This is a genomic window from Agrobacterium sp. MS2, assembly GCF_003261015.1.
GTDB classification, from domain to species: Bacteria; Pseudomonadota; Alphaproteobacteria; order Rhizobiales; family Rhizobiaceae; genus Agrobacterium; species Agrobacterium pusense.
The window spans coordinates 366,286-386,084 of sequence record NZ_QLNF01000086.1 but is presented as its reverse complement, the minus strand read 5'-3'; the positions used below and the strand labels follow the sequence as shown (position 1 = coordinate 386,084).

Genomic DNA, 19,799 nt, shown 5'->3' with positions numbered 1-19,799 from the left:
CATCTTCTTAACTCAAATCGGATCCGCCCCCGCGGCCGCCGATCCATCTTTTGATGTGACCGGACTATGGCCGAGTTGGGGCGATAGCGGCGGAAATTAAGGCCGCCTCAGAGATTACGGCCGATATCCAGGAACTTCTGGCGGCGTTCGGCCCTAAGCTGCGTGCCCGAGCGCTGGGAAAGATCGGCCAGCGCCTTGGCGATAACGTCGCCTGTCGCGCTGATCACGGTTTCCGGCGCGCGATGCGCGCCACCGATCGGCTCGGGAATGATACCATCGATGACGCCGAGCGACTTCAGATCTTCCGAAGTGATCTTCATGTTGGTGGCGGCTTCCTTGGCGCGGGTCGAATCGCGCCAGAGAATGGAGGCCGCACCTTCCGGCGAGATTACAGAGTAGATTGCATGTTCCAGCATGTAGACGCGGTTGCCGGTGGCAATCGCGATGGCTCCGCCCGAGCCGCCTTCGCCGATGACGACGGAGACGATCGGCACCTTCACGTTCAGGCACATTTCCGTCGAGCGGGCGATGGCCTCAGCCTGGCCGCGCTCTTCCGCACCCACGCCGGGGTAGGCGCCCGCGGTATCGATAAGCGTGACGACAGGCAGCGAGAAGCGGTCGGCCAATTCCAGCACGCGGATAGCCTTGCGGTAACCTTCCGGGCGCGGGCTGCCGAAATTGTGCTTCAGCCGGCTCTTGGTGTCATTGCCCTTTTCCTGGCCGATAATTGCGACTGGCTGACCGTTGAAACGGGCAAGGCCGGCCTGTATGGCGGCGTCTTCGGAGAACTTGCGGTCGCCGGCAAGCGGCGTGAAATCCGTAAACAGGGCCTTGGCGTAATCAACGAAATGCGGACGCTGCGGATGACGCGCGACCTGCGTTTTCTGCCAGGCGTTCAGCTTGGAATAGATGTCCTGCATCGCATCGTTGACGCGCGATTCCAGGCGGTTGATCTCCTCCGAGGTGTCTATGCTCTCGTCTTCATCGGCAAGCTTCTTCAGCTCGATGATCTTGCCCTCAAGGTCCGAGATAGGTTTTTCGAAGTCGAGATAATTGTGCATGAGATCCGTTTCCGATCGTTTTGCGCAAGGTTTGACCGGATTATCCGGCGGTTCCGGTCGCTCTAATCAAGGTTTTTGCCCTGTTTGGCAAGGGGGTGATGTGTTTGTACCAGCTCTTGCAAGCGTTCTTCCAGCACATGTGTATAGATTTGTGTCGTGGAAATGTCGGAGTGGCCGAGCAGTTCCTGCACCGCGCGCAAATCCGCACCGTTCTGCAAGAGGTGGCTGGCGAAGGCGTGGCGCAGCACATGCGGTGACACTGCCGAGGGGTGCAGCCCGGCCCGAATGGCGATGTCCTTGAGGTCGCGGGCGAAGACCTGACGGGGCAGATAGCCTTCCTTGCTGTTGGATGGGAAGAGCCACGGGCTATCCGTCGCTTCGGCCTTTTTCGCTGCCTTGCCTTTTTCTGAGGCAAGCGCCTTTCGGGCGGCTTCATATTTTTCCATGGCCTCGATCGCCGTTCGGGAAAGAAGAACCATCCGGTCCTTGTTACCCTTGCCGCGGATCATCAGGAAACGCCCTTCCTGACGCAGCACTTTGACCGGAAGCGAGACGAGTTCGCTGACACGCATGCCGGTGGCATAAAGAAGCTCGAGCAGCAGATGCATGCGGATGCGCGCGAGCTGGCCGGGACCTTCGGTTGCCGCTTCCTGCGCTGCGAGCCCAAGGAGACGGTTTACATCGGCGACGCTCATCGTTTTCGGCAGGGCAACGCCCTTCTTGGGCGCTTCGATAATGCCGGTCGGGTCGTCACTGCGCAGGCCTTCCGAATAAAGAAAGCGATAAAACTGCCGCATGGATGAGAGGCGTCTCGCCTGCGAGGTCGCAGCGAAGCCTTGCGCGGAAAGATGGGTCAGATAGGCGGAAAGGTCCGATGTGGCGGCTTCTGTCAGAGACTGGCGGCGGCTCCCAAGGAACTCGCGCAGGTCCGTCAGATCACGCTCGTAAGATGCGAGCGTGTTGGCGGCTGCACCCCGCTCGGCGCTCATCATCTCCAGAAAACTCTCCAGCCGCGCGCTGTCGCGCCCCCCCGCCGGTTGTCCGCTCATGGGGTGCGCCTTGCCGGTTCTGCCCCCGGTGGGTTCAGCCTTTCCGAGGGAATGCGCACCGTTACTTCGCGGTCGCGGGGCTGAACGACCATGACAAGCAGCACCATGCCGCCATAGACCAGCCCCGCGATGGTCGCCAGTATCATCGTGAAGCGGAAGAGGGTGGGCATGGCGGCTCCGTGAAGGTGGCGGTCGAAACGTATATGCGGTGCGGCGAAACCGGCGGCAAGCTGAAAAAGCCTGCCACTGTCACCGCCGCATGCGGCGATCATTGTGATTCACCGCAATTCAGTCAGCAATTTGGCTTGACGCTTCGTAAACATTTGCAGATATCCATGCCAAACGGGCTTTCAAATTTATGAGCGAAACGAATTTATCCGTCCCGGCCACACTCGGGGAGCAAGCGCGGGCAAAGCTCGGACGGCGCAATATCGTCTTTGTCGGACTGATGGGCGCCGGAAAGTCGGCGATAGGTCGCATGGTTGCCCAGCAGCTCAGGGTTCCCTTCATCGATACGGATGTCGAAATCGAACGGGTTTCGCGCATGACGATATCAGAACTTTTTGCCACCTATGGTGAAGAAGAATTCCGGTCGCTGGAAACGCGGGTCATCAAGCGGCTGCTGCGCGGCGGGCCCAAGGTCATCTCAACTGGCGGCGGCGCCTTCATAAACGACAATACGCGCCGGCACATCAGCCGTGGTGGGATTTCGCTGTGGCTGAAGGCGGATCTGGAGGTATTGTGGGAGAGGGTGAACAAGCGTGATCACCGCCCGCTTCTCAAGACCGAAAACCCCAGGGCCACGCTGGCGGCCCTGATGGAGAAGCGCTATCCGATCTATTCGGAAGCAGATATCACCATCGAATCCCGTGATGTCCGCAAGGAAATCATCGTGACCGAAGTGCTGGCCGCCATTGCCGGCATCGAACAGAAAGACTGATTCCCATGACGCCTTCTGAAATCCACGCCGATGAACGTCTCGTCCATGTGCCGCTCGGTGAGCGCGCCTATGACATTCTGATCGGGCCGGGCCTCATCGGCCGGGCTGGCGGCGAAATCTCGGCGCGGCTGAGGGGCCGGCGTGCGGCGATCATCACCGATGAGCATGTCGCGCCGCTCTACCTTGAAGGCTTGATGGATGGACTGCAGACGGACGGCATCGAGGCTGTTTCCCTGACCCTGCCGGCCGGTGAAAAGACCAAGAGCTTCGAGCATCTCGTCACTGTCTGCGATGCGGTTCTAGCCGCAAGGGTGGAGCGCAATGATGCGGTAATCGCGCTTGGCGGCGGCGTGATCGGCGATCTCGCCGGTTTTGCAGCCGGTATCGTCCGCCGCGGCGTACGTTTCGTGCAGATACCGACCTCGCTTCTGGCGCAGGTCGATTCCTCCGTCGGCGGCAAGACCGGCATCAACACCCGCCACGGCAAGAACCTCATTGGCGTCTTCCACCAGCCTGATCTGGTGCTGGCGGATACGGCAGTGCTCGATACGCTCAGTCCGCGCGAATTCCGCGCCGGCTACGCCGAAGTGGTGAAATACGGCCTGATCGACAAGCCGGATTTTTTCTTCTGGCTGGAAAAGAACTGGGACGACATCCGCACCGGCGGCCCTGCCCGCATCCAGGCGATTGCGACCAGCTGCCAGGCCAAGGCAGACGTGGTGGTGGCCGACGAAAAGGAAAACGGCGTACGCGCCCTTCTGAACCTCGGCCACACCTTCGGTCACGCACTGGAGGCGGCGACCAATTACGACAGCAAGCGGCTGGTGCATGGTGAAGGTGTCGCCATCGGCATGGTGCTGGCGCACCAGTTCTCTGCCCGCCTGAACCTTGCAAGTCCTGACGATGCCGCGCGCGTCGAAGCGCACCTGAAGGCAGTCGGCCTGCCGACCACGATGAAAGATATTCCTGGAGAATTGCCGCCCGTCGAAACGCTGATGACGGCAATTGCGCAGGACAAGAAAGTCAAGGGCGGCAAGCTCACCTTCATCCTCACCCACGGCATTGGCCAGTCCTTCGTGGCGGATGACGTTGCGGCATCCGAGGTGCAGTCCTTCCTGTCGGAGAAGCATCCGGGGTGAACTGGCGCTGAGAGGTACGGTGAGGGCGCCCCCTCATCGCCTCGCTTCGCTCCGGCACTTCTCCCCGGCGGGAAAAGAACAAGCTGTTTTGGCAATGCTCTACGGGGAAAAGTTGCTGGCGCGTTGAGCAAGGCGTTGCCGCCCGGTTTCTTCTCTCCGCCGGTGAGAAGGTAGCCCGAAGGGCCGGGTAAGGGGGCTTGCTCTCGGTTCTGATGACAACCTTTACTTAAAACCGCACCGCTTCCCCCGGTGCCGCTGCCTCTATCGCCAGAGCATGCAGCCCGGCATCGAGTTCGGGCTTCAAAATCGCGTTGATTGCCCGGTGCCGTTCGATGCGGGACTTGCCGGAAAAGCTCTCCGACACTATCTGAACACGCATATGCGTTTCGCCGGTACCTGTGATATCCGGCTGGTGGCCCGCATGCATCTGGCTTTCATCGACGACCCTCAGGCGCTCCGGTGAAAAGCTTTCCCGAAGCTTGGTTTCTATGCGCTCTCGCAGAGACATTCGAAGGGCTCCAATTCTGTTTGCCGGTCTTTGAAGGGGGCTCCCTAAAAGCCTGTAACATTCCGCTTTGTCAATTCTTGTTGTGCGGCTTTTCGCACCCCATAATCAGGGCATCATGAAACTGGATTCGAAATATTTCGACCGCATCCGCACGCGCCGGAAAAGGGAGCGGGAACCTGAGGTTCAGGCCCCAACCTGCCAGTGGGACGGATGCGACAAGCCGGGCATTCACCGGGCACCCGTCGGCCGCAATGCTGAGGGGCAATTCTTCCTGTTCTGTTTTGAGCACGTGAAGGAATATAATAAAGGCTATAATTATTTTTCCGGCCTGTCCGACAGCGAGATCGCCCGTTACCAGAAGGAAGCGATCACCGGGCATCGCCCCACCTGGACGGTTGGCGTCAACAAGACCGCCCGCGACAGCCCGCTGCATTCCACGCTGCGCTCCGGCACGGCGAGCGGCAATGCCCGTATTCGTGATCCTTTCGGCTTTGCCGGCGGTTTTGCGGGTGGCTCGAAGGCAGGCGGCACCCGCATGCAGCAGGACCGAAAATTGAAGACGCTGGAGGCAAAAGCCTTCGATACGCTCGGACTTTCTTCCAGTGCAAAGCAGGAAGACATAAAAAGGCGCTATAAGGAGCTTGTCAAAAAGCACCATCCTGATGCTAATGGTGGCGATCGTGGTTCGGAAGAACGTTTTCGGGCTGTTGTTCAAGCATATCAATTGTTAAAGCAGTCAGGTTTCTGCTAAGCCAACTTCTGTGTTTACCGCCTGATTGATGATGTGGCCGGGTGGCTGCCGCCCGCCTTGGAGACGTGATGAGCAAAATCGACCTTGATATTTCCAACCTGCCCGACACGACGGTGTCCGTGCGGGAGGTTTTCGGCATTGATACGGATCTGCGGGTTCCCGCCTATTCCCAGGGCGACGCCTATGTGCCTGATCTCGATCCCGACTATCTTTTCGACCGCGACACGACGCTCGCGATCCTTGCCGGTTTTGCTCACAACCGACGTGTCATGGTCTCCGGTTTCCACGGCACGGGTAAATCCACCCATATCGAGCAGGTGGCTGCCCGTCTCAACTGGCCCTGCGTGCGCGTCAACCTCGACAGCCATGTCAGCCGTATCGATCTCGTCGGCAAGGACGCCATCGTCCTGAAAGACGGCAAACAGGTTACCGAATTCAAGGACGGCATCCTGCCCTGGGCCTACCAGCACAATGTCGCGCTTGTCTTCGATGAATATGATGCCGGTCGCCCGGATGTGATGTTCGTGATCCAGCGCGTGCTGGAATCGTCTGGCCGCCTGACCCTGCTCGACCAGAGCCGCGTTATCCGTCCTCATCCGGCCTTCCGCATTTTCGCGACCGCCAACACCATCGGCCTTGGTGATACGACGGGGCTTTACCACGGCACGCAGCAGATCAACCAGGCGCAAATGGACCGCTGGTCCATCGTCACCACGCTGAACTATCTGCCGCATGAGCAGGAAGTGAACATCATCGCCGCCAAGGTGAAGAGCTTCGACAATCCGAAGGGACGCGAAACCGTCTCCAAGATGGTGCGCGTGGCGGATCTTACCCGTTCGGCTTTCATCAATGGCGATCTCTCCACCGTCATGAGCCCGCGTACCGTCATCACCTGGGCGGAAAATGCGGAAATCTTCGGCGATCTCGCCTTTGCCTTCCGCGTGACCTTCCTCAACAAAAGCGACGAGCTGGAGCGCACGCTGGTGGCCGAACAGTATCAGCGGGCCTTTGGCGTCGAGCTGAAGGAAAGCGCTGCGAACATCGTTCTCAGCGCCTGATCGTTCCCGGCTTGCCCGGAAAAGATCATCCATGACTTGAGGACGCCGGCGGATCGCGCATCCAGAGATGCGTGGGCCGCAGGCGTCGACAATCGACAGGAAAGACAATGGCAGCGCGCGGCGACAATTCCAGAGCGAAACCGGGTACGGCGGTCGATACGGAACCGTTGCGTCAGGCGATTGCCGGATGCGTGCGATCCGTCGCTGGCGATGCCGAAGTCGAAGTCGTTTTCGCCAATGAACGGCCGGGTCTTGCCGGCGAGCGCATGCGCCTGCCGGAAATTTCCAAGAAACCCACCGCGCAGGAAATCGCGATAACCCGCGGCCTCGGCGATTCCATGGCGCTGCGTCTCGCCTGCCACGATGCGGATACCCATGCGGTGATGTCGCCGCAGGGCGCTGAAGCGCGGTTGATCTTCGATGCGGTGGAGCAGGCGCGCGTTGAATCGATCGGTGCGCTGCGCATGCCGGGCATGGCTTCCAATATCCATGCCATGAACACGGAAAAATACGCCAAGGCGAATTTTGCCGGTATTACAAAACAGGATGATGCTCCTCTTGCCGAAGCCGTTTCGCTGTTGGTGCGCGAGAAGCTGACAGGCGAAAAGCCGCCGGAAAGTGCCGGCAAGGTTCTCGACCTCTGGCGCGACTTCATCGAGGACAAGGCTGCCGGCGACCTGAACGATCTTTCCAGGGTGATCGGCGACCAGAAGGCGTTTTCGCGTCTGGTGCGCAAGATGCTGACCTCCATGCAGATGGCGGAGGATTTCGGCGACGAGGATAACGAGCCGGAAAGCCAGGAAGCGGAATCCAACGAGGACCAGCCGCGCACCAACGAGACCGAAGAAGAGCAGGTCGAGGAAGAGGCCGGCTCCGACGCGACGCCCGCCGATGAGAACGAGGCCTCGCAGGAGGAAATGGAAGAAGGCGAGATGGACGGCGCCGAGATGTCGGACGAGGAAATGTCCGACGATCTCGACGAGGATTCCGAAACGCCCGGCGAGACCCGCCGTCCCAACAGCCCTTTCGATGATTTCAACGAGAAAGTCGATTACCGCATCTTCACGCAGGAATTCGACGAGGAAATCCACGCCGAGGAACTGTGCGACGAGGCCGAGCTTGACCGTCTGCGCGCCTTCCTCGACAAGCAGCTTGCCCATCTGCAGGGCGCTGTGGGGCGCTTGGCGAACCGTCTGCAGCGCCGCCTGATGGCGCAGCAGAACCGTTCCTGGGATTTCGATCTGGAAGAGGGTTATCTCGATCCGGCCCGCCTCGTCAGGCTCATCATCGATCCCATGCAGCCGCTCTCCTTCAAGAAGGAACGCGACACCAAATTCCGCGATACCGTGGTTTCGCTGGTCATCGACAATTCCGGTTCGATGCGCGGCCGTCCGATCACGGTTGCCGCCACCTGCGCCGATATTCTGGCGCGTACCCTGGAGCGCTCCGGTGTAAAGGTGGAAATTCTGGGCTTCACCACCAAGGCATGGAAGGGCGGGCAATCGCGTGAGCAATGGCTCGCCAGCGGCAAGCCGGCTTCGCCGGGCCGCCTTAACGATCTGCGCCATATCATCTACAAGTCGGCGGATGCGCCGTGGCGGCGCGCACGGCGCAATCTCGGCCTGATGATGCGCGAAGGCTTGCTCAAGGAAAACATCGACGGCGAGGCGCTGATGTGGGCGCATAATCGCCTGATCGGCCGCCCCGAGCAGCGCAAGATCATGATGATGATCTCTGATGGTGCGCCGGTGGACGATTCAACCCTGTCTGTCAATCCGGGCAACTATCTGGAGCGGCACCTGCGCGCCGTTATCGAGCAGATCGAAACGCGTTCGCCGGTGGAGCTGCTGGCAATCGGTATCGGTCATGACGTGACACGTTATTACCGCCGCGCGGTCACCATTGTGGATGCGGACGAGCTGGCTGGCGCGATGACCGAACAGCTCGCGGCGCTCTTTGAAGATACGAGCGGCGCTGCCGGTTCGTCCCGCAGGGTCCGTCGTGCGGGATAAGCAGGGCGGGGCGTCCTCCACTCGCAAAACGCTCTTGATGGCCGCCATTCTGGCGGCCGTATCGCTTTGTCCGGTTTCCATTGGCGCGTCCGCCATCGATGTGCCGGTCAGCGTCCGTCAGCTCTCCGGTTTCGAGGTCGGCACCAGCGAAAAACGTTTCGGCAAGCTGGAATTCATTGGCGGCATGGTGATGAGTGCGCCGGAAAAGTTGTTCGGCGCTATCTCCTCCATTCGGTTCCGCCCCAACGGGGAAGACTTCGTTGCGGTGCTGGATACCGGCCACTGGCTGACCGGTAGGGTGACACGTGACGCTGTCGGGGCGCTGTCTGGTCTTGCTGAAGTCCGTATTACCCCGATGCTGGACATGAACGGCCGCGAACCGCCGCGCAAGATGGAGATGGATGCGGAAGGGCTGGCGCTCCGCGGCGGCAGGGTTTTCGTCAGTTACGAGCAACGCCACAGGATCGATATCTATCCCGATCCGGGCTTTGCCACCTCAAAGCCACTTGGCCGTCTGCCGCATCTCATCCCCAATAATGAGCTGCGCCACAATGGCGGCATGGAGGCGCTGGCGGTCTCGCCAGCCGGTTCGCCGCTCGCGGGCGCTCTCGTCGTCGTTGCGGAGAAAAGCATTGATGCGGACGGCAATCTTCTCGCCGCGATCCTTGAGGGGCCGCTGAAAGGCACATTCGCGGTTACCCACCATCCCTCGTTCGACGTGACTGATGGCGCATTCCTGCCCAATGGCGACCTGTTGCTGCTCGAGCGCCGCTTCAATTTTGCCGAAGGCGTCGGCATGCGCATCCGCCGCATCCGCGGTGCTGATATCCGGCCGGGCGCGGTGGTGGATGGTGAAATCCTCATGGAAGCCGGCATGGCCTACCAGATCGACAATATGGAAGGCATGGATGTGGTGAAGGGGCCGGATGGTTCGACGCGCCTCGTCATCATTTCTGATGACAACCACTCTTTCCTCCAGCGCAACCTGATGCTGGAATTCAGACTAGTGGAGTAAAATCAGGTCTGCTGCTGTGCCGCCTTGTAGGCAGCCATCAGATACTCGACGGGAATGCCGTCGATCTTCATGCCGGTCATTCGGCATGACGTTATCTGCGCACCGGACAGATTTGAGTTGCTCAGTTTCAGACCGGAAAAATTGACGTCATCGATCGACCAGCCGGACATGTTGTTATCCGTGAACGACGCACCTGACAAATTAATATTGTTGAAGCTCGCCCCGGAAAGATTGACGTTGTCGAAGACCGTGCCGGAAAGATTGACGTCATTGAAGGTTGAGCCTGAAAGCGTAGCGCTGGCGGCCTCTACAATGTCGATAACGTCCTTGATCTGCATGTCTACCTGCCTCCGCGCTGTGCCACGGACGACAGACTGCAATGCTGACGGCTGGCTTGCAAGCGCGATTTCATCCGCGCTTGACGGTCTCAAACGCGGCCGGTTTTGACGGCGCCCGGCATCGGCTTCAGCGTGTTCATCAGCGCGCCGTAAGGCAGGAGCATGACAAGGCCGACGAGAACCTTCACCGAAAGATCACCCAGGGCCCATGAAATCCAACGGGGCGCTTCCACGGCGAAGACACCGAGGATGGGAGCGTTTTCGATGGCGAAGGCATCGTTGGGGCCGACGAAGGAGAGGCTTGCCGCAAAGGCGATGGAGAAGAAGAGCGCCGTATCCAGCACCGAACCCAGCATGGAGCCGGCCAGCGGCGCATGCCACCAGCGCTGGCGGCGCAGGCGGTTGAACACGGAAATGTCTAGCAGCTGGCCGATCAGATAAGCCGTCCCAGAGGCGACCGCAATGCGTGGAATGGATGTCCAGAAAGACAGCGTGACCCCGACGACGAAGCCAGCAAGCACGACGCGGCGCGCGATGGATGGGCCAAACTGGCGGTTCGTCAGGTCCGTGACAAGGAAGGCGATTGGATAGGTGAAGGCACCCCAGGTCAGTAGGTCGCCGAGATTGATGCCGAACAGCGAACCGGAAAGCGGATATTGCACCAGAATATTGGACGCAACGACCACGAGGGTCATCAGCACGACATAGATAAGCGTATAGCGCAGGTAGAGCATTTTTTTATCCTGGGTGATGCCACCAGTTGGAACCGGATTAAACAAGCAAAAGGCTTGAGCGGCCAAAGCCAGTCAAGCCTTCCGAATGTCGATGATGTCGAAACTGCTATTAAGCAGCTTCAGCCGTCTTCTTGGCGATCTGGCGGCGCAGGAGACGAGCGCGCATGCTCAGTTCGTTTTCGCCGGACTTCAGAAGGAAGGCATCGAGGCCGCCACGGTGTTCAACGGAGCGCAGAGCGGCTGCGGAAACACGCAGGCGGAAACGCTGGCCGAGAGCATCGGAGATCAACGTAACCTGGCAAAGGTTCGGAAGGAACCGGCGCTTGGTCTTGTTGTTGGCGTGGCTGACGTTGTTGCCCGTCTGGACGCCCTTGCCGGTCAATTCGCATACACGGGACATGGGTACACCTATTTCGTTTCGTCTGTTTCACCACTGGCTCGCCACCGGCAAAAACCGGGGTGGCAATCCAACTGGCCATGATTGGAAAGTTGCGGTTCTATAGTCAGACGAGACTTAACAGTCAAGCCGCTCGCGAGCAAATGAAAGGAAATTCCGGCGTTTTCAACCGGCATCCGCTTTTTTATTGCCACAAGTCGGCGTATATCATCGCCCGATAAGGCCGCTTCCGCGCCTCTTTTAAGGTGATATCGAAATGATTGCCAGAGGAAAAAGCATTTTCGTGGCCGCGACGATGGCATTAGCGGGCGTCTCCCCTTCGCTCGCTGCCGAAGCGCGCCACACAAGCGAATACAGCATCAATCTCGGTATTTTGCCGATTGCCAAAGCGAGTTTTTCGACTCGCATGGATGGACCAAATTATTCGATCTCCGGGTCCTTCAGCGCCGCCGGTCTTGCCAGCATTCTCAAGGATATTTCCGGCAAGACGACCGTTTCCGGCGCCAGACGTGGCCACCGGCTGCAGGCCAACGAGTACTCGCTGGTCTATAAGGACGGTAAGCGGGTGCGCACCTATGACGTTGTCTATCGCAACGGCAACGTGACATCGACGACGGTGAAACCGGAGCCGAAGACACGGCCGGACAATTGGGTTGATGTGAAAGACCGCGACCTGCGCTCGGTTCTCGATCCGATTTCCGGTCTCATCATTCCCGCGGGCGGCCGCATCTGCCCGACTCGTCTACCGATCTATGACGGCGAATCGCGACTCGATCTCGTTTTGAGCTCCAGCGGCACCAAGCCGTTCAAGACCAATGGTTTTAATGGCGATGCCATCGTCTGCAAGGCGCGTTATGTGCCGAAGTCGGGTTACCGGCAGGGGCGCAAGGATATCGAATATCTGAAATCCATTTCGATGGAGATCTGGTTCGCCAAGTCGAACAACATGGATGTCTATGCGCCTGTTTATGCGATCATCCCGACGCGGGTGGGACAGGTCTACATCACCGCCACGAAATACGGCGGCTGACTAAGGCTGATGGTAGTGTAAGAAAAGCAGACGTTGCGGCGTATTTTTTCTCGCCGCCAGGGAGAGGGTGACCCGAAGGGTCGGATGAGAGGGCAAGCTCTCGCTTTGCCTCCTCATCCCGCTGCCAGCATTGCTCTGAAAGTTACTGCGCATCACCCGGCGACCAGCCGGGCTCTGCCATAACGAAGCTCGAAAAGGCAAAGCCCGGCGAGACGGTGCAGCCGACGAGCGTGAATTCGCCGAGGCTTTCGGCCGACTGCCAGCAATTGGCGGGAACGATGACCTGCGGGCGCTCGCCTTCCAGAATGGCAGGGCCGAGCGTGAAGGTCTGCACTTCCCGGCCATCCTGCGAAAGATGCAGCGCGATCGGCGCGCCGGCATAATAGTGCCAGACTTCCACCGCATCGGTTACCCGATGCCAGTGCGAGCGATCGCCTTTTTCCAGGAGATAATAGATGGCCGTCGAATGACCGCGATCGCCGCCGGCCTTGTCACGGAAAGTCTGGTGGTAAAAACCGCCCTCGGGATGCGGCTCGAGCCCCAGTTCACGAATGATCGCCTGCGCAGATATATCCGTTCCCATCAGAAATTATCCTTGCGCGTGCGGATTTCCGCGAAGACGTCGGCATCGGTGGCGCTTTCCAGACCAAGATTTTTGCGAATGCCGGTATCCGCCACCCGCATATAGGGGTTGGTCTGTTTTTCGAGCCCGATGGTGGTGGGAATCGTGAATTCATTCGCCTGCCGTGCCTTTTCCACCTTTTCCGCGCGGTCACGCAGCGCGGCATTGTCGGGGTCGACGGTCAGGGCAAAGCGGGCATTGCTCAGCGTGTATTCATGGCCGAAATAGACCTTGGTCTCATCCGGCAAAGCCATCAGCTTCTGGAAGGAATGCCACATATCCGCCGCCGGGCGTTCGAAAAGGCGGCCGCAGCCCATGGCAAACAGCGTATCAGCGGCAAACAGCAGCCCGTCATCCGGCATATAATAACAGATATGCCCCGCCGTATGGCCGGGTGTGGCGATGATCTGAACGCGGCGGCCGGCGAATTCGAATTCGTCGCCATCGGCCTGCGAGCGGTCGAGCCCCGGTATGGCCACGGCCTCATCGTAAGGGCCGTAAATTTCGCACTGAAACTTGTCTTTCAGCGCAAGATTGGCTTCCACATGGTCCTGATGGTGATGCGTGGTGAAAATATGGGTGAGCTTCCAGCCGTGGCCGTCGAGAGCGTGCAGGATAGGGCCTTCTTCCGGCGCGTCGATGGCGGCAGTCGCCCCGCTTTCGGGGTCGTGCAACAGAACCCCGAAATTGTCGCTGCGGCAAAGAAAGACGTCTATTTCCAAAGGTTTCATCGTATCCTCTCCATTTGCCGGCCAAAACCGGCGCATTCGCCTGCCTGACTTTCCCAACTAACTTCCAATGTAAGGGCAGACGCCTTGAAGTCCAACCGCCTGATGCTACATTCTCGCCCATGAATACCGATATCGTCGATCTGCGCGAATTCTATCATTCTCCGCTTGGCCGCTCTGCCGAGCAGGCGATCACCATGGCGCTTTCGACGCTGTGGCCTCCCTTGCCGGAAGAGCGGCTGGTGGGCCTCGGTTATGCCGTGCCGTTTCTGGACCGGTTCCGCCGCGATACGGAGCGCACCTTCGCCTTCATGCCGGCCGGGCAGGGGGCGGTGAACTGGCCGGCGGGAGAGCTTTCCTCCACCGCGCTGGTGTTCGATGAGGAATTGCCGCTGCCCGATTCGTCGATAGACCGGGTTCTCATGGTGCATGCGCTGGAATTTGCCGAAAATCCGCGGGAAAGCCTCAAGGAACTATGGCGGGTACTGGCGCCGGGCGGCCGCCTGGTCATCGTGGTGCCGAACCGCCGCGGCGTCTGGGCGCGCATGGAACACACGCCTTTCGGTTCCGGCCGGCCCTATTCGCGCGGGCAGCTGACGGCGCTGTTGCGCGAAACCAATTTCACGCCGGGCGCCACCGCCGAGGCGCTGTTCTTTCCGCCCACTACAAGCCGGCCGGTGCTGAAATTCCGCCGTTACCTCGAACATACCGGGCGTCGTCTCTGGCCGCTGTTTTCCGGCGTCATCGTGGTGGAAGCGCAAAAACGTCTCTATCAGGGATTGCCAGTCACCCAGCGCGCCTCGCGCCGGGTTTTCGTTCCGGTACTCGCGCCACAGGGGGTGCCCACCACCCGCACTGCCGCAAGCCAAGGAAAGCCGCGCTGACCCTCGACAAAGCGACCGTTCCGGTCTAATGCCTCCGGCATTGCTTTTGCCGGGTTCTCCGGCGCTTTCCAAAGGTCGATCAAATGAGTGCAGAGCTTAGCCAACCTGTTCCGCGTCCGGGTATTCTGGATATCGCCGCTTATGTTCCGGGCAAGGAGCATGTGGATGGCGTTGCGAAGGTTTATAAGCTCTCCTCCAATGAAACCCCGCTCGGGCCAAGCCCGAAAGCCATCGAGGCTTTCAGTACGGCGGCCAGCCATCTGGAAATCTATCCGGACGGGCAGGCGATTGCGTTGCGGCAGGCGATTGCCGACGTGCATGGCCTTAACATCGCGAATATCCTGTGCGGCAACGGCTCGGACGAGCTTCTCGGCCTGCTTTGCCACGCCTATCTGGGTGCGGGCGATGAGGCGATCATCACCGAACACGGTTTTCTCGTCTACAAGATCCAGATCATGGGCGCGGGCGCGACACCGGTGACGGTGAAGGAAAAAGACTGCGCTGTCGACGTGGACGCGATCCTCGCCGCCGTGACGCCGAAGACCAAAATGGTGTTCATCGCCAATCCCGGCAATCCCACCGGCACCTATGTTCCGGTTGCGGAAATTCGCCGCCTGCAGGCCGCCCTGCCGAAACATGTTCTGCTGGTGCTGGATGCGGCCTATGCCGAATATGTGCGCAAGAACGACTATGAGGCCGGGCTGGAACTGGTTTCCGGCAACCGCAACGTGGTGATGACCCGGACCTTCTCGAAGGTCTATGGCCTTGCTGCCCTGAGGGTTGGCTGGATGTATGGTCCGGCCGCCATCGTCGACGCGCTGAACCGTGTGCGCGGGCCGTTCAACATGAGCGCGCCGGCCATCGCAGCGGGTGCCGCTGCCATCCGCGATCAGGCTTTCGTCGAAAAAGCCGTGGCGCACAACGCGGTGTGGATGGAAAAGCTGGTCACGACCTTTACCGACCTCGGCCTCACCGTCACGCCGTCAGTCACCAACTTCATCCTCATCCATTTTCCGGATCAGGACGGCAAGCGGGCAACGGACGCTGACGAGTTCCTGAGCCGCCGCGGATACATTCTGCGTGCGGTGCGTGGTTACGGTTTCCCCAATGCGCTCAGAATGACCATCGGTTCGGAAGAGGCCAATCTTGGCGTCATCGCTGCTCTCACCGAGTTCATGGGGCGGGCTTGATGGCTGAGATCATGTTTGAACGCATCGCGCTGATCGGCATCGGCCTGATCGGCTCGTCCATTGCCCGGGATATCAAGGAACTGGGGCTCGCCCGCCATGTGATTATTTCCACCCGCAGCGAAGATACACTGAAACGGGCGGAAGAACTGGCGCTTGGCACGAATTATACCGTCTCGGCGGCGGAAGCGGTGAAGGATGCCGATCTCGTCATCGTTTCGGTGCCGGTCGGCGCTTCGGAAAGCGTCGCACAGCAGATTGCGCCGCATCTGAAGCCGTGCGCTATTGTCACTGATGTCGGCTCCACCAAGGCTTCGGTCATCGCACAGATGGCGCCGCATATGCCTGACAACGTGCATTTCATTCCCGGCCACCCGCTGGCAGGTACGGAAAAATCCGGCCCGGATGCCGGTTTTGCCGGCCTCTTCCGTGACCGCTGGTGCATCTTCACTCCGCTGCCGGGCACGGACGCGGCAGCGCTGGAAAAGCTGAAGGATTTCTGGCGGGCGCTCGGTTCGCGCGTGGATGAAATGGATGCCGAACACCACGACAAGGTTCTGGCCATTGTTTCGCATCTGCCGCACATCATCGCCTATAACATCGTCGGCACGGCGGATGATCTGGAGACGGTGACCGAATCGGAAGTCATCAAATATTCTGCCTCCGGTTTCCGCGACTTCACACGTCTGGCCGCCTCCGATCCTACCATGTGGCGCGACGTCTGCCTGCACAACAAGGACGCCATCCTTGAGATGCTGGCCCGGTTTTCCGAGGATCTCGCCTCCCTGCAAAGGGCGATTCGCTGGGGAGAGGGCGACAAGCTGTTCGAGCTGTTCTCGCGCACCCGCGCTATTCGTCGCTCGATCGTGCAGGCAGGTCAGGACGTCGATGCGCCCGACTTCGGTCGTCACGCGCTGGATCAGAAGAAGTAGGGCGCCGCTGGCGACAGTCTTGGCCGGATTTGATCCGGCCATCAAACCGCTGGTAAAGTGTCAAAGCCTTGCTTTCGTCATCCTCGGGCTTGTCCCAAGGATGACGTCGATTACGGGCTAACCCTCAGATCGGCGGAATCTTGCCCAGCGGGATAAAGCCGCTGATCGTGGCGCGGCCGCGGTCCACTACGAGATCGACGGAGGCCCTGTCACCACCGCCGGCGAGTGCGCCGAGCAGCTTGCGCGCCGTGTCGATGGTGGATTGCAGCTGTGGAAACGCCTGCTTGGCATTGTCAGACCACGCGCCGAGCTTTTCGATCTCCAGCTTGAACTTGCCGGAAAGATAACCCTCGTTATCGAAGGAGAAGGGGCCGCTGACGCGCATGACACGGCCTTCGCCGATATCGGCGACCAGCCGGCGAAGCTCGCCGCTTGCGCCATAAAGGCCAGCTGTATCGCTGCCATCCACCATGCCCGCTTTGCCGGCGAGCGTGACATCGGCAATGGCGTTGAGGCGCGGAAGAATCTGCGGCCAGTCCTTGATGACGGTCGCGGAATCCGTGAGCGTGATCGCGCCATCGAGATCGGCGCCGTTCTGGCGCAGGTGCATCTCCGTCTTGACGGCATCGAAGTCGATGGTCTGGCCGGTGACCGAGGAAACCGCCTGCGCCTTTAGCCCATCGATGATGAGTGAGCTGCGGTCAATGCCCTTCAGCCTGGTGACGATGCTGGACTGCATGTTCTTCCATTCCGCCGAAATGGTCAGGCCGTGGGCCGAGCGGATTTCCGCAGGCGAATCGAGTTCCCAGACGATATGGCCGGGATTGTAGACCTGTGCCGCCGAGCGCAATTCGCCAAAGGAGGCGGAGACGCCGTTCTGGCTGTCATCCACCGTCACCTTCGCGCAGAAGAGGCCGATGCGGAAGGGATAACCCTTGAAGGCGATATCGCTGCATTCGCCGCTGACGCTGCGGGCCTGCGAGGGGGAAATCACGTTCAGGACAGTCTGCTTCAGCCTGTCGGCGGCGTAAAACCACCCGGCGGTATAAAGTCCGATAACCACGAGGATGGCGATGGCGAGCCAGAGGAATTTTTTGGCCGTGCCGGATTGGCTTGACGCTGCCATATTGATCTCCGATGAACAGACTTCAGGGAATTTTGATTTGGCTTGGGATATGGACGATTTTTGGGTCTTTGGCTACGGTTCGTTAATGTGGAACCCTGGCTTCGCCTTTGAGGAGAGGCAGCAGGCACGATTGCACGGTTATCGGCGCTCGCTCTGCATCAGCTCCAATTTTTACAGAGGCACGGAAGAAAAGCCCGGCCTCGTTCTCGGGCTGGAACGCGGTGGCTCATGTCTTGGCGTCGCTTTTCGCGTGCGGGGCAAGGATCATGATCCCGTCATGGCCTATCTGCGTGAGCGCGAACTGGTGACGAACGTTTACAAGGAGCGGGTAGTTTCGATCGCGCTTTCCGACGGCCGGCGCGGCAGCGCCGTGACATATGTGGCCGATCCCGCGCATGAGCAATATATCGGCGGTCTCGGCGTTGCCGAATCGGCTGTCATCATCGCGGCTGCGGCCGGTCGCTCCGGTCCGAACACGGATTACGTCTTCAACACCGTGCAGCATCTGCAGGACATGGGCATACGCGATTCCTTGCTGGAGAGCATCGCTGCCAATGTCGGCGCGCTTGTCGCTCAGCCAGCCGTTGATTCCTTGCCCTGAAGTTCGGCAATCCGCTTCACCGCAGTCGGCGGCAAGGGCAAATGCGGATTGTTGCGCACGGTTTCCAGCAGCAATTCGTCGCTTGCCTTTTCCGTGACATCGATCAGGCGCTTGAAGAACACATCGGGGTCGAGCCCCGGTTCGATGGCGGGCAGGATACGCACCTTGAAATGGCCGGGATAACGCATGGTGGAACGGCGCGGCCAGAAGAGGCCCGGATGCATGGCGACGGGAATGACCGGAACCTGAAGGTCACGGTAAAGCCTCGCGATGCCGTAACGATATTCAGGCTCGGCGCCCGGCGGCCGGCGTGTCCCTTCGGGATAGATGATGAGTTCGCGGCCCGCGGCCATTTCCTCTTTCGCGCGCTCCATCACCTTCAGCATCACCTTACCGCGTGCGGCGCGGTTGACCGGGATCATCCTCTGTTTCATCGCGTACCAGCCGAACAGCGGGATCCACAAAAGTTCGCGCTTGAGAATATAGACCGGATCGGGAAGGTTGGGCAGCAGCGCATAGGTGTCCCAGAAGGACTGGTGCTTCGGCGCGAAGATGCAGCCAGTCTCTGGAATGTTTTCCAGCCCTTCGATCTCGAAGGTGGTGCCGACGATGGTTTTCATCAGCCAGTGATTGGAGCGCGCCCAGTTCTTCGGGATTTCGTAGGCGATCTTGCGTGGCAGGATAAAATAGATCGGCGTCAGCACGATCATGCGGACAATCAGATTGAGATAAAACAGCGTATTGAAAAGAAAAGAGCGAAGCTTGAGCATCAACAGCCTTCCCGGGACGCAGCCGTTTCGAAGTCTTTAGCGTTTCGATGCCGGATGCCGATGTCAGACGCCTACACGAAAACAAGGGGCGGCTGCAAGCGTGTTTCTGGATGCTTATGAGGAAGCCGCAGTGACTTTAGGCGCAGTGTGATCGGCAGTGGCCTTGCGCAGGCCATCGCCCTTGCCGAAGCCCGTCAGGTCACGTCCGGCCGCCGCCACGAATTTCAGATATTCATAAAGCATGGTTCTCACCACATCCGGTTCCACGAACCAGTTCGTGCGGGCAAGATCGGCGCTGATGACGGGATAGGCGATGAATTGCGTGTGTGGGCTGGCGCTGCGCAATTCATGAAGGCTGCGATGCATGTGATAATTATTTGTGACGACCACGATGGAAGAGTAGTTGTGATCGCGTATCCAGCTCGCCGCCTCATTGGCGTTACCGATCGTATCTATCGCCTTGTAGCCCATGTCCACGCAGCAGGTGAACATATCGGACGACCCTTGCGTCATCTTGCGTATCTGCGAGCGGGTGGTGGCCGGGTTGACGCCTGAAATCAAAAGCCGTTTGCCCACGCCGTCTCTCAGAAGGCCGACCGCCTGTTCGATGCGCTGATAACCGCCAGTGAGCACGATGATGGCATCGCCTCTGGCACCCTCGGGCGGGCGCATCGAGGCGACAGAATCCGCAAACCACAGGAAACCACCGGAAAATGCGCCGAGCGCGATGACGCAGAGCAGGATGAGGCCGCGGATAAAACGGCGCAATGGACCACGCCGCGCCAAAAGCCCCTTTCGGGCCGGTCGCGTCGCTGCCTGATCCTGGTCCGTCCGACTCACAAACATTCCTCCTGATTACTCGCCGATTAAGGCAAGGAACAGGCATTTTTGTCCACCGTCCGCAGGTTACATCCCGT

Annotated in this window: 23 protein-coding genes; 11 read left to right on the top strand and 12 right to left on the bottom strand. The window is 59.7% G+C overall.

Annotated elements, in window-relative coordinates:
- Positions 1–107: 107 nt before the first annotated feature.
- From DOU54_RS24720 to DOU54_RS24710, 3 genes are all read right to left on the bottom strand, one after another.
- Positions 108–1,061 carry an acetyl-CoA carboxylase carboxyltransferase subunit alpha gene (locus DOU54_RS24720; RefSeq protein WP_004445681.1) on the bottom strand — a complete coding sequence of 318 codons (954 nt, stop codon included), beginning with the start codon at positions 1,059–1,061 and terminating at the stop codon, positions 108–110.
- 62 nt (positions 1,062–1,123) lie between these two features.
- A complete protein-coding gene (xerD, locus tag DOU54_RS24715) occupies positions 1,124–2,110 on the bottom strand; it encodes a site-specific tyrosine recombinase XerD (protein ID WP_113731994.1) in 987 nt (328 codons plus the stop codon).
- Positions 2,107–2,280, bottom strand: a complete 174-nt coding sequence (locus DOU54_RS24710; RefSeq protein ID WP_034497628.1) for a hypothetical protein — start codon at positions 2,278–2,280, stop codon at positions 2,107–2,109. Before DOU54_RS24710 ends, xerD begins: the two co-directional genes overlap by 4 nt.
- A gap of 188 nt (positions 2,281–2,468) precedes the next feature.
- Between DOU54_RS24710 and DOU54_RS24700 the strand changes: the two genes are divergently transcribed.
- Together DOU54_RS24700 and aroB are read left to right on the top strand one after the other, a co-directional pair.
- Complete coding sequence (locus tag DOU54_RS24700) at positions 2,469–3,050, top strand: shikimate kinase (RefSeq protein ID WP_113731993.1); 582 nt, start codon at positions 2,469–2,471, stop codon at positions 3,048–3,050.
- A 5-nt stretch (positions 3,051–3,055) separates the two neighbouring features.
- Positions 3,056–4,189 carry a 3-dehydroquinate synthase gene (aroB, locus tag DOU54_RS24695; RefSeq protein WP_004445676.1) on the top strand — a complete coding sequence of 378 codons (1,134 nt, stop codon included), beginning with the start codon at positions 3,056–3,058 and terminating at the stop codon, positions 4,187–4,189.
- 226 nt (positions 4,190–4,415) lie between these two features.
- On the opposite strand, the gene DOU54_RS24690 is transcribed toward aroB, so the two are convergent.
- A complete protein-coding gene (locus DOU54_RS24690) occupies positions 4,416–4,697 on the bottom strand; it encodes a BolA family protein (protein ID WP_006697148.1) in 282 nt (93 codons plus the stop codon).
- 115 nt (positions 4,698–4,812) lie between these two features.
- Between DOU54_RS24690 and DOU54_RS24685 the strand changes: the two genes are divergently transcribed.
- From DOU54_RS24685 to DOU54_RS24670, 4 genes are all read left to right on the top strand, one after another.
- Positions 4,813–5,448, top strand: coding sequence for a J domain-containing protein (locus DOU54_RS24685; RefSeq protein ID WP_004445673.1), 636 nt, complete (start codon positions 4,813–4,815; stop codon positions 5,446–5,448).
- 68 nt (positions 5,449–5,516) lie between these two features.
- Positions 5,517–6,506, top strand: coding sequence for a cobaltochelatase subunit CobS (gene cobS / locus DOU54_RS24680; RefSeq protein WP_113731992.1), 990 nt, complete (start codon positions 5,517–5,519; stop codon positions 6,504–6,506).
- A gap of 107 nt (positions 6,507–6,613) precedes the next feature.
- Complete coding sequence (cobT, locus tag DOU54_RS24675; protein ID WP_037092701.1) at positions 6,614–8,518, top strand: cobaltochelatase subunit CobT; 1,905 nt, start codon at positions 6,614–6,616, stop codon at positions 8,516–8,518.
- Positions 8,519–8,555: 37 nt separating this feature from the next.
- Positions 8,556–9,533 (top strand): esterase-like activity of phytase family protein, encoded by a 978-nt coding sequence (locus tag DOU54_RS24670; protein ID WP_193603466.1) that lies wholly within the window; start codon positions 8,556–8,558, stop codon positions 9,531–9,533.
- A gap of 2 nt (positions 9,534–9,535) precedes the next feature.
- Here the strand turns inward: DOU54_RS24670 and DOU54_RS24665 are convergent, their stop codons facing one another.
- The 3 genes from DOU54_RS24665 to rpmB all read right to left on the bottom strand — a co-directional run bounded on the left by DOU54_RS24665 (position 9,536) and on the right by rpmB (position 11,005).
- Positions 9,536–9,871 (bottom strand): pentapeptide repeat-containing protein, encoded by a 336-nt coding sequence (locus DOU54_RS24665; protein ID WP_113731990.1) that lies wholly within the window; start codon positions 9,869–9,871, stop codon positions 9,536–9,538.
- 89 nt (positions 9,872–9,960) lie between these two features.
- The gene (locus tag DOU54_RS24660; RefSeq protein ID WP_113731989.1) at positions 9,961–10,605 is read right to left on the bottom strand and encodes a queuosine precursor transporter; all 645 of its coding nucleotides are present in this window, start codon (positions 10,603–10,605) and stop codon (positions 9,961–9,963) included.
- A 109-nt stretch (positions 10,606–10,714) separates the two neighbouring features.
- Positions 10,715–11,005: a 50S ribosomal protein L28 gene (gene rpmB / locus DOU54_RS24655; protein WP_003509888.1), complete on the bottom strand. Its 291-nt coding sequence runs from the start codon at positions 11,003–11,005 to the stop codon at positions 10,715–10,717.
- A gap of 253 nt (positions 11,006–11,258) precedes the next feature.
- Between rpmB and DOU54_RS24650 the strand changes: the two genes are divergently transcribed.
- On the top strand, positions 11,259–12,032 hold the full coding sequence (locus tag DOU54_RS24650; protein WP_004445663.1) for a DUF3108 domain-containing protein: 774 nt from the start codon (positions 11,259–11,261) through the stop codon (positions 12,030–12,032).
- Between the two features lie 142 nt (positions 12,033–12,174).
- On the opposite strand, the gene DOU54_RS24645 is transcribed toward DOU54_RS24650, so the two are convergent.
- On the bottom strand, positions 12,175–12,615 hold the full coding sequence (locus DOU54_RS24645; protein ID WP_153775901.1) for a cupin domain-containing protein: 441 nt from the start codon (positions 12,613–12,615) through the stop codon (positions 12,175–12,177).
- Positions 12,615–13,385, bottom strand: a complete 771-nt coding sequence (gene gloB / locus DOU54_RS24640) for a hydroxyacylglutathione hydrolase (RefSeq protein WP_006697143.1) — start codon at positions 13,383–13,385, stop codon at positions 12,615–12,617. The genes DOU54_RS24645 and gloB overlap by 1 nt, the downstream gene beginning before the upstream one ends.
- A 119-nt stretch (positions 13,386–13,504) precedes the next feature.
- Here gloB and DOU54_RS24635 point away from each other — a divergent pair, with 119 nt between their 5' ends.
- The 3 genes from DOU54_RS24635 to DOU54_RS24625 all read left to right on the top strand — a co-directional run bounded on the left by DOU54_RS24635 (position 13,505) and on the right by DOU54_RS24625 (position 16,385).
- Positions 13,505–14,266: a class I SAM-dependent methyltransferase gene (locus tag DOU54_RS24635; protein ID WP_044459158.1), complete on the top strand. Its 762-nt coding sequence runs from the start codon at positions 13,505–13,507 to the stop codon at positions 14,264–14,266.
- Positions 14,267–14,349: 83 nt separating this feature from the next.
- Positions 14,350–15,456 (top strand): histidinol-phosphate transaminase, encoded by a 1,107-nt coding sequence (gene hisC, locus DOU54_RS24630; protein WP_113731988.1) that lies wholly within the window; start codon positions 14,350–14,352, stop codon positions 15,454–15,456.
- Positions 15,456–16,385, top strand: coding sequence for a prephenate/arogenate dehydrogenase family protein (locus DOU54_RS24625; protein ID WP_113731987.1), 930 nt, complete (start codon positions 15,456–15,458; stop codon positions 16,383–16,385). Before hisC ends, DOU54_RS24625 begins: the two co-directional genes overlap by 1 nt.
- Before the next feature lie 124 nt (positions 16,386–16,509).
- On the opposite strand, the gene DOU54_RS24620 is transcribed toward DOU54_RS24625, so the two are convergent.
- Complete coding sequence (locus tag DOU54_RS24620; RefSeq protein WP_113731986.1) at positions 16,510–17,511, bottom strand: DUF2125 domain-containing protein; 1,002 nt, start codon at positions 17,509–17,511, stop codon at positions 16,510–16,512.
- A gap of 49 nt (positions 17,512–17,560) precedes the next feature.
- Here DOU54_RS24620 and DOU54_RS24615 point away from each other — a divergent pair, with 49 nt between their 5' ends.
- Entirely contained in the window at positions 17,561–18,112 is a 552-nt protein-coding gene (locus tag DOU54_RS24615) for a gamma-glutamylcyclotransferase (RefSeq protein ID WP_004445654.1), read from the top strand.
- On the opposite strand, the gene DOU54_RS24610 is transcribed toward DOU54_RS24615, so the two are convergent.
- Together DOU54_RS24610 and DOU54_RS24605 are read right to left on the bottom strand one after the other, a co-directional pair.
- Positions 18,085–18,882 carry a lysophospholipid acyltransferase family protein gene (locus tag DOU54_RS24610; RefSeq protein WP_004445653.1) on the bottom strand — a complete coding sequence of 266 codons (798 nt, stop codon included), beginning with the start codon at positions 18,880–18,882 and terminating at the stop codon, positions 18,085–18,087. The two genes, DOU54_RS24615 and DOU54_RS24610, sit on opposite strands and share 28 nt — an antisense overlap.
- 114 nt (positions 18,883–18,996) lie before the next feature.
- Positions 18,997–19,728, bottom strand: coding sequence for a YdcF family protein (locus DOU54_RS24605; RefSeq protein WP_035209126.1), 732 nt, complete (start codon positions 19,726–19,728; stop codon positions 18,997–18,999).
- Positions 19,729–19,799: the final 71 nt, after the last annotated feature.

What these genes read in the sequence shown, in the direction of transcription:
- xerD (WP_113731994.1), bottom strand. Translation starts at nt 2,110, where the DNA reads ATGAGCGGACAACCGGCGGGGGGGCGCGACAGCGCGCGGCTGGAGAGT.
- DOU54_RS24710 (WP_034497628.1), bottom strand. Translation starts at nt 2,280, where the DNA reads ATGCCCACCCTCTTCCGCTTCACGATGATACTGGCGACCATCGCGGGG.
- DOU54_RS24670 (WP_193603466.1), top strand. Translation starts at nt 8,556, where the DNA reads ATGGCCGCCATTCTGGCGGCCGTATCGCTTTGTCCGGTTTCCATTGGC.
- DOU54_RS24605 (WP_035209126.1), bottom strand. Translation starts at nt 19,728, where the DNA reads ATGTTTGTGAGTCGGACGGACCAGGATCAGGCAGCGACGCGACCGGCC.
- DOU54_RS24650 (WP_004445663.1), top strand. Translation starts at nt 11,259, where the DNA reads ATGATTGCCAGAGGAAAAAGCATTTTCGTGGCCGCGACGATGGCATTA.
- DOU54_RS24645 (WP_153775901.1), bottom strand. Translation starts at nt 12,615, where the DNA reads ATGGGAACGGATATATCTGCGCAGGCGATCATTCGTGAACTGGGGCTC.
- DOU54_RS24665 (WP_113731990.1), bottom strand. Translation starts at nt 9,871, where the DNA reads ATGCAGATCAAGGACGTTATCGACATTGTAGAGGCCGCCAGCGCTACG.
- DOU54_RS24700 (WP_113731993.1), top strand. Translation starts at nt 2,469, where the DNA reads ATGAGCGAAACGAATTTATCCGTCCCGGCCACACTCGGGGAGCAAGCG.
- cobT (WP_037092701.1), top strand. Translation starts at nt 6,614, where the DNA reads ATGGCAGCGCGCGGCGACAATTCCAGAGCGAAACCGGGTACGGCGGTC.
- cobS (WP_113731992.1), top strand. Translation starts at nt 5,517, where the DNA reads ATGAGCAAAATCGACCTTGATATTTCCAACCTGCCCGACACGACGGTG.
- DOU54_RS24620 (WP_113731986.1), bottom strand. Translation starts at nt 17,511, where the DNA reads ATGGCAGCGTCAAGCCAATCCGGCACGGCCAAAAAATTCCTCTGGCTC.
- DOU54_RS24625 (WP_113731987.1), top strand. Translation starts at nt 15,456, where the DNA reads ATGGCTGAGATCATGTTTGAACGCATCGCGCTGATCGGCATCGGCCTG.
- DOU54_RS24610 (WP_004445653.1), bottom strand. Translation starts at nt 18,882, where the DNA reads ATGCTCAAGCTTCGCTCTTTTCTTTTCAATACGCTGTTTTATCTCAAT.
- DOU54_RS24615 (WP_004445654.1), top strand. Translation starts at nt 17,561, where the DNA reads ATGGACGATTTTTGGGTCTTTGGCTACGGTTCGTTAATGTGGAACCCT.
- DOU54_RS24635 (WP_044459158.1), top strand. Translation starts at nt 13,505, where the DNA reads ATGAATACCGATATCGTCGATCTGCGCGAATTCTATCATTCTCCGCTT.
- DOU54_RS24685 (WP_004445673.1), top strand. Translation starts at nt 4,813, where the DNA reads ATGAAACTGGATTCGAAATATTTCGACCGCATCCGCACGCGCCGGAAA.
- aroB (WP_004445676.1), top strand. Translation starts at nt 3,056, where the DNA reads ATGACGCCTTCTGAAATCCACGCCGATGAACGTCTCGTCCATGTGCCG.
- DOU54_RS24720 (WP_004445681.1), bottom strand. Translation starts at nt 1,061, where the DNA reads ATGCACAATTATCTCGACTTCGAAAAACCTATCTCGGACCTTGAGGGC.
- DOU54_RS24660 (WP_113731989.1), bottom strand. Translation starts at nt 10,605, where the DNA reads ATGCTCTACCTGCGCTATACGCTTATCTATGTCGTGCTGATGACCCTC.
- rpmB (WP_003509888.1), bottom strand. Translation starts at nt 11,005, where the DNA reads ATGTCCCGTGTATGCGAATTGACCGGCAAGGGCGTCCAGACGGGCAAC.
- DOU54_RS24690 (WP_006697148.1), bottom strand. Translation starts at nt 4,697, where the DNA reads ATGTCTCTGCGAGAGCGCATAGAAACCAAGCTTCGGGAAAGCTTTTCA.
- gloB (WP_006697143.1), bottom strand. Translation starts at nt 13,385, where the DNA reads ATGAAACCTTTGGAAATAGACGTCTTTCTTTGCCGCAGCGACAATTTC.
- hisC (WP_113731988.1), top strand. Translation starts at nt 14,350, where the DNA reads ATGAGTGCAGAGCTTAGCCAACCTGTTCCGCGTCCGGGTATTCTGGAT.